We start from the raw sequence: 12637 nt of genomic DNA on the forward strand, positions 1-12637 counted from the left end.
ATTAAGAATTTGAGATAAAACTTATTTGAGAAGGAGTGGTGGACGTCTGCTGTGGCTCGCAACGACGTTGTTGAACCAGTGACCCCTGCCAGTTAAGCATGAGTTTTACACACATATCAAAGGTTGATTTGGAATTTTATTAATTGAGATCAGCGTGATTATTGAATACTAGGATTAAGGCTTTGAGATATAACTGACTTGAGAAGGAGTGGTGGACGCTACTGGGCTTGAACCAGTGACCCCCGCCTTGTAAGGGCGGTGCTCTCCCAACTGAGCTAAGCGTCCTCAGATTTTCATCACACAAGAATGATAATTAAAGTTTGTGGTGGCCCACCAACCGAATGAACCGTCGACTACCAAATTACCCACATCAAAAATTGGTGGACGCTACTGGGCTTGAACCAGTGACCCCCGCCTTGTAAGGGCGGTGCTCTCCCAACTGAGCTAAGCGTCCGTCTTGTGTAATCTTCTTGCCGTGCTTGGCAAGTGGAGCGGTATTATAGTGAGGCGATAAAAACTGTCAACCGCTAATTGATAATTAATCGTCTGTTTGCATGAAAAGTACACACTTGTGCTTTTTGTGAACAATTCAACAAAGAAAATAGCCTAGATGGTTTTGCCAATCCCCTTGGACTGATAAAATGCATGAATATTATTAACGTATTAGAGACAATTCATGACGGTGGTAACACGATTTGCACCCAGCCCAACAGGCTATCTTCACGTAGGCGGAGCTCGTACAGCATTATATTCCTGGCTTTATGCTAAAAATACGGGCGGTGAATTTGTGCTGCGTATTGAGGATACTGATATTGAACGATCTACCGAAGACGCTAAACAAGCTATCTTGGATGGGATGCAATGGTTAGGGTTGACGTGGGATCACGGACCCATTTATCAAACACGCCGATTTGATCGCTATAAAGAAATCATCGAGCAACTGCTGCAAGAAGGTAAAGCCTATAAATGTTTTATGTCCGCCAGCGAACTGGACGAGATTCGTGAGCAGCAAAAATTACGTGGGGAAAAACCCCGTTATCCAGGCACTTGGCGTGATCGTACAGACCATCCTGAAAATGAGCCGTATGTAATACGATTTAAAAACCCACTTGAAGGCAAAGTTGTTATTAATGATCATATTCGAGGCAAGATAGAAATTGATAATCGTGAACTCGACGATTTGATCATACAGCGTTCTGACGGTACCCCGACTTATAATTTTTGTGTGGTGGTAGATGATTGGGATATGGGAATTACCCATGTGGTACGGGGTGAAGATCATATAAATAATACCCCTCGTCAGATAAATATATTACAAGCACTGGGTGCACCTATTCCTGAATACGCACATGTTTCAATGATTTTGGGTGATGACGGCAAGAAACTATCTAAACGTCACGGTGCGGTGGGCGTTATGCAATATCGTGATGACGGCTTTCTTCCCCAGGCTCTGTTAAATTATCTGGTCAGGCTAGGTTGGTCGCACGGTGATCAGGAAATTTTTTCGCTCAATGAGATGATTGAGCATTTTAGTTTAGACGCCATCGGTCAGTCCGCCTCTGCGTTCAATACAGAAAAACTGATTTGGTTGAATCAGCATTACATCAAGACGTTGCCTGCTAGCGAAGTTGCATCTCATGCGAAGTGGCATTTCGATGAAGAGGGGATTGACCTGGCGGCAGGCCCAGAATTGGAAAAAGTGATCGCAATTCAGGCTGATCGGGTGAAAACGCTCAAAGAGTTAGCGCAAATTAGTACCTATTTCTATACTGATTTTGAAAATTTTGAAGCTAATGCCGCGAAGAAACATTTGCGACCTGTGGCAAAAGCCGCCTTGGAGAATGTAAGGGATAAATTGCTAGCGCTTGATAGCTGGACGCCCGAGTCTATTCAACAGGCAATTCATGCTACGGCAGAAGAATTAGAGGTTGGTATGGGTAAAGTTGGTATGCCACTGCGCGTAGCTGCAACGGGTGGAGGAAATTCACCTTCTTTAGATGTGACGCTTAACTTGCTTTCAAAAGACAAAGTTGCTGAGAGAATAAACAAAGCGCTTACTTTTATAGCAAACAGGGAAAATTCCTAAAAAAACCGTTGACAGCTAGGCTACCGATGCCTAGAATGCGCCCCGCTGTCACACAACTGACTTGTGTCACGTTGTAATGATGCGGGGCCATAGCTCAGCTGGGAGAGCGCTTGCATGGCATGCAAGAGGTCGGCGGTTCGATCCCGCCTGGCTCCACCAAGAATTTTTAAGTGAAAAGTGAAATAAAGTTGTTTTAGTAGTTATTTCACTAATAATCCACGTAGTGGGTTGAGGTCAGACAAAAAGTCTGTAAGTAAGAGGGTGGCTCGGTCCACCGTACAGAAAAAATGTCGCTGACAAAGAATCAGGTAAGTCGAATAATGACGCTCAGTTCGCTGGCTCACTTCGCCTTACAAAAAATCTGCAAAGCAGTGCTTTGCAAAGAAGATTTTTTGTCCCCTTCGTCTAGAGGCCTAGGACACCGCCCTTTCACGGCGGTAACAGGGGTTCGAATCCCCTAGGGGACGCCATATTACGGTGTCACAGTCCGTAACTGTGAAAATGCGCAGCGAGTAATGTTGTTACTTCGTGCGATAAAAATGCAAAGCTTGGCTTTGCAATGGTTTAGGCCACGACAAGATTTGTTGTAGAGAAGGTCGCTCGATTCGCTGAGCTCACCTCGCCCTACGAAGATGTTGTCATTGACAGAGAATCAAAGTAAGTCGAATAATGACGCTCAGTTCGCTGGCTCACTTCGCCTTACAAAAAATCTGCAAAGCTGTGCTTTGCAAAGAAGATTTTTTGTCCCCTTCGTCTAGAGGCCTAGGACACCGCCCTTTCACGGCGGTAACAGGGGTTCGAATCCCCTAGGGGACGCCATATTACGGTGTCACAGTCCGTAACTGTGAAAATGCGCAGCGAGTAATGTTGTTACCTCGTGCGATAAAAAAGCAAAGCTTGGCTTTGCAATGGTTTAGGCCACGACAAGATTTATTGTAGAGAAGGTCGCTCGATTCGCTAAGCTCACCTCGCCCTACAAAATTTTATCAACGCGAAGCGTTGATGAACAAAAATTTTGTCCCCTTCGTCTAGAGGCCTAGGACACCGCCCTTTCACGGCGGTAACAGGGGTTCGAATCCCCTAGGGGACGCCATCTATAAAAAAACCAGCCTACGGGCTGGTTTTTTTATGCGTTCGCTCCGGGAGGAAAAGCCCTTATTCAGAGTGAAAACTCCTACCTCTACTTAACTTAGCGATAAAAGGCATTCGGCTGCCACATCGGGAACGTGGCAGCACATGATTTAGCATGGCCCATAGGGCTGCGAACATGGAGGTAAGTAATAACCTCTTGGAGACGCCATCTATAAAAAGTCAGCCTACGGGCTGTGGTTTTTAGTAAACGGGCGTTGAGGCATCTTTGTAGGTTAAATGACTCCGACCCTTTTTCTTGTTAGCATGCGGGCGGTTCAATTTTAATAGATTCGAAGCAAGTAGGAGCAACAATGGTACAGTATCCGATTGGTCGTCCTGGGGAGCCTTGGTCAGTTGAAGAAAAAAAACAGTGGCGTAATTTGCAGCAGATCAAGCGTAGCTATCAGCACGAAGTGTTAGCAAAGCTGCCACAAAACAAAACTGGATTTACTATTCATCAGTATGGTGCGTTACCATATGATGAGACGCGTTACCCACTTTATGCGGTGATCAGCGAATCAATAGATAAGCACAAACCGACAGTTCTTATCACGGGGGGAGTACATGGTTACGAAACCAGTGGTGTACAAGGTGCGCTTCTCTTTGTAAACGAGCATCTATCCAATTTTGCAGACGATTTCAACTTCATTGTGATACCTTGCATCAGCCCTTGGGGCTATGAAACCATTAATCGGTGGAATCCCCTCGCAGTTGATCCCAACAGGTCATTCAAGCCTGAGTCGCCAGCTCCTGAATCTGCTCAAGTGATGAAATTTGTTGCATCCCTTGATATACCGATAAAATTACATATCGATCTTCATGAAACCACAGATACAGACAACTCGGAATTCAGACCCGCTTTAGCCGCTCGTGATGGCGTTACTCATGATGAGTGGGAAATTCCTGATGGTTTTTATACGGTAGCTGATTCCAATAACCCGCAACTTGACTTTCAAAAAGCGATTATCAATAGCGTCCAACGAGTGACGCACATCGCACCTCCCGATGCAGAGGGCAAGATCATTGGCGCTGACACGGTTTCTGATGGCGTGATATGTTATGACAAAAAGAAACTGTTTCTTTGTGGTGGAATGACCGAAGCTGACTTTGTAACGACAACAGAAGTTTATCCAGACAGCCCGAGCGCGACAGATGAAGAGTGCAATCGTGCCCAGGTAGCCGCAATCATGGGTGCCTTACACTATTTACAACAACAATAACTTCTTGGTGTTGCGAGGCCATTTATTTGGCCTCTCTATCAAATTTGTTTGGATGAGTTAATCTGAAGCAGACTACGTCTTGTTTTTGCTCATAATGAGACGCGTCTACTCAGTGATAAAGCTCTGAATAATTAAGCGTAGGTATCCCGGTGATGGAAGCTCACCTTTCAGTATTTAACTTATCAGTGAGATACTCGTTTATTACAGCTTCGTCTAAAAATATGCTAGTAATTGAGCTAATTCATTTTTTACCACAACGCACTAGCTCCATACATTCTACCCTCGCGCTTGCCCTCGAACCTTCTACTTGCTGATAGTCTAGCTACCAATTTTTTGCTAAACTCCGCGCGGTTTTTCATCACTATTACAAACGAGTCCTCCAATGAAAATTATGCTTGCACCCATGGAAGGCGTGGTCGATCATCTTATGCGAGACATGCTCACCCGAGTAGGGGGATTTGACTTGTGTGTAACCGAGTTTGTTCGCGTAGTGGACCAGAAATTACCCAAACGTACCTTTTTGCGCCTATGCCCCGAGTTAGAGCATGGTGGCAAAACCCCGGCTGGGGTGCCTGTCAGAGTGCAGCTATTAGGACAGCATCCTGCCTGGTTAGCGGAAAATGCGCTTACTGCAGTTGAACTGGGTTCCCCGGGCGTCGACCTCAACTTTGGCTGCCCGGCAAAAACGGTCAACAAAAGTAAAGGGGGCGCAGTGCTGCTCAAAGAAACGCAGACTCTTTATGACATTGTAAAAAGTGTTAGAGAAGCGGTGCCTGAAAATTTACCCGTCACCGCTAAAATCAGGCTAGGTTATGAAGACAAGGCATTAGCAGTGGATAATGCGATGGCAATAGCGCAAGCTGGTGCGACCCACCTTGTCGTGCACGCGCGAACTAAAAAAGAAGGCTACCGCCCTCCTGCTTATTGGGATTATATCGCTAAAATAAAACAGCGCATTGCTATTCCAGTTATAGCGAACGGTGAAATCTGGAATGCTGCCGAGGCCGACAAGTGTATTCAGCAGTCTGCTTGTGAAGACCTGATGTTGGGCAGAGGGGCGCTTGCCATGCCAAATTTAGCGAAAACTATCAAGCAGGGTGAAGAGCCCATGCCTTGGGAAGGAGTTGCTGATTTACTTATTTCTTATTCCGGATACGAAATTTATGGTGATAAGGGACGTTATTATCCAAACCGAATTAAACAATGGTGTGGTTATCTTCGCAGGCAGTATTCGCAGGCAGATACGTTGTTTAACCAAATCAAACGATTAAATGATGCAGAGAGTATTGTCTCAGTGTTAGCCAGTCAGTCCTCGCATGCAGATGTGGCTTAACCGCATTTAGCAATCATTAACTTGTTAGAAATTGCCATATCAGCTACGTTATTAAGTTGTTGTCTGATTCTGTTGCGTCAAACGATACAGCAGAACATGAAAGCCTTTCAAAAAATTAGAGAAGGCGAGTGTTAACTCAACTAAATGGAAAAACTATGCAGCGAATTCCTTCACGTTTTGGCGTTGCGGTGGCGTGTGTGTTTTCTCTGGCGGTAGTGGGATGCAGCACTACCTCAAAGAAAGAACAGCAACCGAGTGATACGAAAGTCACAATTCAACCTAACCCTTATCCAAGTACCTACACGCCTATCGATGGGCAACCAACAGTAATTACTAATGTCACTATCCTAACGGGAACGGGGGAAAAGATAGAAAATGGTGCTATCTATTTCGCTGATGGCAAAGTTGCCGCATTAGGTACGGATATTGACAAACCCGCTGATGCTGTGGTCATTGACGGAAAAGGAAAATGGGTGACCCCAGGAATTATCGATACCCATAGTCATTTGGGGGTGTATCCAAATCCCTCCACTCGCTCTCATTCCGATGGGAATGAAATGGTCAATCCGGTAACCGCTGGCGTATGGGCAGAACATGCCGTATGGCCTCAGGATCCAGGTTTTGGTCGAGCCCTGGCGGGCGGTGTAACTTCAATGCAAATATTGCCTGGTTCTGCCAACTTGTTTGGCGGCCGCTCTGTTGTTTTAAAAAACGTACCTAACCGTACCATGCAGGATATGAAATTCCCGGATGCGCCACATGGCTTGAAAATGGCATGTGGAGAAAATCCTAAACGTGTGTATGGTGAGAAAGGTGGTCCAATGACCCGCATGGGTAACGTAGCAGGCTATCGTCAAGCTTGGTCAGATGCTCAGAATTATATTATTCAATGGGAGCGTTACGAGCGGGAGTTTGAAAAAGGAAAGAACCCTAAGCCACCCAAGCGTGACTTAAAACTGGAAACGCTTGCGGGAGTACTGAAAGGGGACATTTTAGTTCACATGCATTGTTATCGGGCAGATGAGATGACCGTTATGATGGATGTGATGAAAGAGTTTGATTACAAGATTGGAACCTTCCACCATGCAGTAGAAGCATACAAAATTGCTGACAAGTTGAAAGAAAACAACGTGTGCTCGGCAATGTGGGCAGATTGGTGGGGCTTCAAAATGGAAGCTTACGATGGTATTCGGGAAAACATTCCATTAGTTCATCAGGCAGGCGCATGTGCCATCGTTCATTCGGATAGTGACCTTGGGATCCAGCGTTTAAATCAGGAAGCGGCTAAAGCATGGTCTGATGGTAGACGTGCTGGAATAGATATTTCACAGGCAGATGCCTGGCAATGGTTGTCTGCCAATCCAGCAAAAGCGTTAGGTATTTATGACCAGACTGGTTCACTGGAAGTGGGCAAAAATGCTGATATTGTGCTGTGGAGCGGGGATCCATTCTCTACTTACACACAGGCAGAAAAAGTTTATGTAGATGGTGGTTTAGCCTATGACAGAGCAAAACCTGAACACTGGCCAGTAAGTGATTTCGAATTAGGTCAGGTTGGCGAAGGAGATGAAAAATGAAGTTAATGCTCAGTTTATTAGCCAGCGCGGTAATTTCAACTTCTGTGTGGGCAGAAAATATCGCCATAATAGGTGGGAAAGTTCATACCATGACCCAGTTGGGTACAATGGAAAAAGCGACCATCCTTATCAAAGACGGCAAAATTGCACAAATAGACCGGGATCTGCGTGTACCTGATAACTATCGCAAGATCGATGCGTCAGGAAAGGTGATTACCCCAGGTTTTGTAGGCGCGCTGACGACGCTGGGCTTAGTGGAAGTATCCATGTCAGCCGGTGTCGTTGACAGTTCCGTTAAAAAAGCAGGGGTAACCAAGACCGGAGCGGCGCTTGATGTAAGTTATGCCCTCAACCCAGATTCGTCATTGGTGAAGATCTCGCGTGTAGAAGGCATTACATCTGCAGCAACAGCTATATCCAGCGTTGACACACTTTTTTACGGACAGGGCGCAGTAATGTCGCTAGGTGATGACCCCTTGCTAAAAGCCCATGCTTTCATGAAGGTTGATGTAGGTAGCGATGGGGCCGAAGGTGAAGGCGGCTCTCGTGCGGCTTTATGGGTGGCACTGGAAACTGCACTGGAAGAAGCTGCCTCCGTGGAAGGTAAATTGAACGCTCAGGATGATTGGCATGGAATGAACTCCCGTGCCGACGTGGCAGCGTTAAAGAAAGTATTGAGTGGCAAAATGCCCCTTTTTATGCAAGCTGATAGAGCTGCTGATATCCGCCAGGTTATCGCGTTCAAAAAGCGCCACCCTGATATCAAGGTTGTGTTAGTCCATGGCGTAGAAGCCTGGCGCGTTGCCAAGCAGCTTGCAGCGAATAATATTCCGGTAATCATCGACCCTGAATTTAATCTGCCTGGAGGCTTTGACCAACTTGGGGCCACACTTGCTAACGCTGCCAGACTTGAAAAAGCAGGGGTCATGGTTGCTATTGGTATGGATACTCACAATATTCGGCTTGCCGCTCAACACGCGGGTAATGCGGTGGCAAATGGTTTGTCACATGAAGCAGGACTTGCCAGTTTAACTTCAGCGCCGGCTAAAATATTGGGAATGCAAGATACTATTGGGTCCATTTCTCAAGGCAAACGTGCAGACATTGTTATCTGGAGTGGTGACCCACTGGAAGTCACGCAAGCGGCGGAACAAGTATTCGTGAATGGGGAACCCATAAAAATGGAGTCCAGGCAGACCAAATTGCGCGACCGATACCTTTCTTCGCAAAAAGCGTCGCATTCGCAGCCAACGCAATACCTTCGTCCGTAAACGTCAATCCTAGTAAATAAAGGCCCGTCACGGGCCTTTTCTAATTGTTTTCTAATTCCAGAATTAGCGGGGTGAGCTGCTCTTTCATGAATTTGGCGATGACAGGTTGGGCGGCTTTATTAGGATGAATACCATCGCGCAACATCATATTCTCATCACTGACCACATTTTGAAGAAAAAACGGTATGAGGATAATTTGCTTTTCGTCGGCAACTGCTTCGAAACTATCAGCAAACATTGAAGTATACTTTCGGCCGTAGTTTGTTGGTATTTCCATATCTTGCAACATCACACGGATATTAGCCTGTTTAGCAATCTCAGCCATCTTTGCTAAGTTAGCGCGCATTTTGGTTATAGGGTGCCCTTGTAAGCCATCATTACCCCCTAATTCAATCAACAGATGACTCGGTTTATGTTGATCCAGTAGACGCGGTAAACGAGCCAGCCCCCCATCAGTGGTCTCGCCACTGATCGCAGCATTTATCACTTCAATCTGAACTGACTCGTTATTCCAGATATTTTGTAACAAACTAACCCAACCTTCATGTTGCTTTAATCCATAAGCTGCACTTAAGCTATCACCCAGAATAAGCAGTTTGGGTTTTGATGGGCTTTCATTTTGTGTATTAGCATGTAAATGATCTGAAAAGACCAGTAGCGGTAACAAAAAGAACAGGAATGTAATTTGAAAATGGCGACGACTTTGAAAGACCAACACGACAATAACAACTCCTCAATAATTAGAACCAGTGAGATTACTAAAACCGTTAGTACGAGTGAAGGACAATTGCAGATTCTTCATCCCATTTCCTTTCAGGTCAAGCCTGGTGAGTCGGTTGCCATTGTGGGGGCGTCGGGTTCCGGAAAATCCACGTTATTGAGTTTGCTTGCGGGGCTGGATGAAGTCAGTTCCGGTGAGATCTGGCTCGATAATGTCTCACTACATGATTTAGATGAGGAAGGACGCGCGCAATTGCGCGGGGCTAAAGTAGGCTTTATCTTTCAAAGTTTTATGTTGGTGCAAAGTCTGACTGCACTAGAAAATATTATGTTACCTGCGGAAATTGCGGATCTAAAGGATCCATCAGGTAAAGCCAGGAATATATTGGAACAAGTAGGCCTAGCTCATAGAGCACACCATTATCCTAATCAGTTATCAGGAGGGGAGCAGCAAAGAGTGGCCATTGCCCGTGCCTTTATCGGGCAACCCAGGATTCTTTTTGCCGATGAGCCTACAGGTAACCTTGATGCAGTAAATAGCCACAAGATTGAAGATCTCTTGTTTAATTTGAATAAAGAACAGGGCACTACACTCATTTTGGTTACCCATGATGAAACGCTTGCTGCAAAATGCGATCGTCAGTTGGTTATGCAAGCTGGGACGTTAACCGAAAAAAAGTCTGATGCAGCCAACTATTCGCGTGAGGCGAGTTAAATGAAAATGGTGTTAAATTTAGCCTGGCGACTATTCAAACACGAGGCGCGTCGTGGTGAGCTTACTATTATTCTGCTCGCCATTGTATTATCTGTGAGTGCCGTTTTATCACTGTCACTTTTCAGTGAACGATTGCAAAGTGCGTTAACTGACAAATCAGCAGAGTTTCTCGCCGCCGATGCGCAAATTCGCTCAAGTGACCCCATCCCGGAAACTTGGTTCGAGAAGGCGCAGTCGGAAAAATTGCAAGTCTCACGCCAGCTGCGAGCGCGCTCCATGGTATTTGGCGGCGAAAAAATGGCATTAGTAGACTTACGTGCCGTCAGTGACAACTACCCTTTGAAAGGCCACATTTCCGTTAGCAATAAACCATTTGGCATCGAACAAGAGATTAATACTGTCCCTCAACCCGGCCATGTATGGCTAGAATCCCGTTTATTCCAGTTGCTGCGTGTGGAATTGGGAGATGAAGTTGAAATTGGTGATGCACGCTTTATCGTAAGTGAAGTACTGAGCGAGATCCCAGATGCGGGATTTAATGTGTTTGCTACCGACCCGTTGTTACTGGTAAATATGGCAGACGTGTCTGCGATGCAAATAACAGGGCCCGGTAGCCGCGTTGGCTACCGTGGTTATTTTGCCGGTGAAGAAGGCGACATAGAGCGATTCTACAACTGGCTACAACCCCAACTTAATGATGATTTGCATGCTTGGAGCACGATAAAAGATGATGAATCAGCCGTCGGTCGCTCTGTTGCTACGGCGGAGCGATATTTTTTGTTGGCAAGTTTGTTAGCCATTGTTCTTGCAGCCGTTTCTATAGCGGTAGCCGCACAACGGTATAGCCAGCGTCATTTTGATCCAGTGGCTATAATGAAAACCCTGGGGGCGACACAAAAAATGATAAGGCGGGTGTATACCATGCAGATCTGCTTTATTGCGGTGGTAGGGATAGTGCTCGGCATCGCATTTGGGTTTGCTATCCAGCATCTGGTGGTCATGCTGTTGGCAGATAAGATAGAAGTTGCCCTGTCTGTATGGCACTGGCGGCCTTTACTAATTGCCATTTTTACCGGCGCAGTCTGTGCAATTTTGTTTTCGCTTTATCCTTTATTGCGCCTTTTCTCTGTGCCTCCTTTACGCGTACTGCGACGTGATATGGACTCGGGCTTAAGCTCACGCTCATTGCAGTTTGGTGCCGCTGGTGGCGCCGTATTTCTGTTGATGTGGATATACAGCCAGGATCTTAAAATCAGCGCCATATTATTTATCTCAGGCGTCGTATTGGTATTAAGCTTATTAGTCGTTACGTTCGGTTTAATATGGTTAGGCCGCAAACTGGGGGCTGGAAGAATAGGTCCCTGGCAGTTAGCTTGGGCGCGTATCCGGCGTAGGGCGATGGACAACAGTGTTCAGTTAATCAGTTTTTCAATCACAATCATGCTTTTGTTGGTAGTACTGGTTATGCGCAATGATATGGTAGCGCAGTGGCGGGCCCAACTTCCTGAAGGCACACCCAATTACTTTATGTCGAACATTACTGCGCAGCAAAAAAACAAGCTGGAACAGCATTTTGCTGATAAAGAGGTTAGGGTTGAGTCGTTTTATCCGGTAGTTCGTGGGCGATTTGTGGCAGTGAATGATGAGCAGGTTAATACCCGAGTCAGTAAAGAGGATGAAGAACCCTCAGAAGGGAGAGAGGGTTTAGGCCGCGAAGCGAATCTTACATGGAGTAATCAACTGCAGCGTGAAAATGAAGTAATTGAAGGTGTTTGGCATGCCAATGAAGGGGGGCAAACTCAAGAGGGAACCTTCCCTGTCTCTGTAGAGTCTGAAATTGCCAAACGGCTGGATATAAAAATGGGGGACAAACTTACATTTAACATTGGTAGTGAGATTGTAAAAACTCAGGTGACCAGTGTGCGTAAAGTAAATTGGCAAACCATGCAGCCCAACTTCTTTTTCATTATTCATCCTGATGCAATGGCGGCATTTGAACCAACGTATATTACCAGTTTTTATTTGGAAGCAGAGCGAAAAGCAGATATCACAGCGCTAATGCAGCCTTTTCCTTCAGTCACGCTGTTTGACGTAGATGCAAGTATCAATCAGTTGCGAGACATCGTGGATCAGGTCTCGATGGCCGTAGAGTTTATTTTAGTGTTAGTGCTGGCGGCGGGTTCTCTGGTGCTTATTGCTCAGGTACAAGCCAGTATGGATGAACGACAGCAGGAGTTAGCTATACTGAGGACTCTAGGTGCAAAGGGTAAACTCATACGTCTTAGTGTGATTTTCGAATTTATTATAATTGGGATGGTCGCAGGGTTGATGGCGGCTTTAGCAAATGAACTCAGCCTCTACCTATTGCAAACACAGGTTTTCCAAATGGATGCGCGTATTCACGTGGAATACTGGTTGCTGGCTCCCATTGTGGGGGCGTTAGTCGTTGGGTTACTTGGAGCACTGGGGTGCTGGCGATTGCTGACCCTCAATACCACCACGCTTTTAAGGCGGATGGTGTAAACCAACTCAGAGAAAAAGTAAAAAGTAAAAAGTAAAAAGGTGGCGATCAGCCACCTTTTGC

Annotated in this window: 8 protein-coding genes and 6 tRNA genes; 11 read left to right on the top strand and 3 right to left on the bottom strand. The window is 45.9% G+C overall.

Annotated elements, in window-relative coordinates; translation table 11 throughout:
- Positions 1-209 precede the first annotated feature (209 nt).
- Both OPS25_RS05200 and OPS25_RS05205 read right to left on the bottom strand, forming a co-directional pair.
- Positions 210-285 (bottom strand) — tRNA-Val (locus OPS25_RS05200).
- Between the two features lie 93 nt (positions 286-378).
- Positions 379-454: transfer RNA gene (locus OPS25_RS05205), tRNA-Val, on the bottom strand.
- A 222-nt stretch (positions 455-676) separates the two neighbouring features.
- Here OPS25_RS05205 and gltX point away from each other — a divergent pair.
- From gltX to OPS25_RS05250, 9 genes are all read left to right on the top strand, one after another.
- The gene (gene gltX, locus OPS25_RS05210; protein WP_265616581.1) at positions 677-2086 is read left to right on the top strand and encodes a glutamate--tRNA ligase; all 1410 of its coding nucleotides are present in this window, start codon (positions 677-679) and stop codon (positions 2084-2086) included.
- Between the two features lie 83 nt (positions 2087-2169).
- Positions 2170-2245, top strand: a tRNA-Ala gene (locus OPS25_RS05215).
- Between the two features lie 235 nt (positions 2246-2480).
- Positions 2481-2556: transfer RNA gene (locus OPS25_RS05220), tRNA-Glu, on the top strand.
- Positions 2557-2829: 273 nt separating this feature from the next.
- Positions 2830-2905, top strand: a tRNA-Glu gene (locus OPS25_RS05225).
- Positions 2906-3103: 198 nt separating this feature from the next.
- Positions 3104-3179, top strand: a tRNA-Glu gene (locus OPS25_RS05230).
- A gap of 349 nt (positions 3180-3528) precedes the next feature.
- Entirely contained in the window at positions 3529-4437 is a 909-nt protein-coding gene (locus tag OPS25_RS05235; protein WP_265616582.1) for a M14 family metallopeptidase, read from the top strand.
- A gap of 382 nt (positions 4438-4819) precedes the next feature.
- The gene (dusC, locus tag OPS25_RS05240) at positions 4820-5770 is read left to right on the top strand and encodes a tRNA dihydrouridine(16) synthase DusC (protein ID WP_265616583.1); all 951 of its coding nucleotides are present in this window, start codon (positions 4820-4822) and stop codon (positions 5768-5770) included.
- 155 nt (positions 5771-5925) lie between these two features.
- Positions 5926-7347: an amidohydrolase gene (locus OPS25_RS05245; RefSeq protein WP_265616584.1), complete on the top strand. Its 1422-nt coding sequence runs from the start codon at positions 5926-5928 to the stop codon at positions 7345-7347.
- On the top strand, positions 7344-8618 hold the full coding sequence (locus OPS25_RS05250) for an amidohydrolase family protein (protein WP_265616585.1): 1275 nt from the start codon (positions 7344-7346) through the stop codon (positions 8616-8618). The genes OPS25_RS05245 and OPS25_RS05250 overlap by 4 nt, the downstream gene beginning before the upstream one ends.
- 40 nt (positions 8619-8658) lie before the next feature.
- On the opposite strand, the gene OPS25_RS05255 is transcribed toward OPS25_RS05250, so the two are convergent.
- Positions 8659-9333 (bottom strand): arylesterase, encoded by a 675-nt coding sequence (locus OPS25_RS05255; protein ID WP_407080218.1) that lies wholly within the window; start codon positions 9331-9333, stop codon positions 8659-8661.
- A 21-nt stretch (positions 9334-9354) separates the two neighbouring features.
- Here OPS25_RS05255 and OPS25_RS05260 point away from each other — a divergent pair, with 21 nt between their 5' ends.
- On the top strand, positions 9355-10053 hold the full coding sequence (locus OPS25_RS05260; protein WP_265616671.1) for an ABC transporter ATP-binding protein: 699 nt from the start codon (positions 9355-9357) through the stop codon (positions 10051-10053).
- Complete coding sequence (locus OPS25_RS05265) at positions 10054-12576, top strand: ABC transporter permease (RefSeq protein ID WP_265616587.1); 2523 nt, start codon at positions 10054-10056, stop codon at positions 12574-12576.
- Positions 12577-12637: the final 61 nt, after the last annotated feature.

The organism is Alteromonas aquimaris (assembly GCF_026183695.1).
Lineage (GTDB): Bacteria > Pseudomonadota > Gammaproteobacteria > Enterobacterales > Alteromonadaceae > Alteromonas > Alteromonas aquimaris.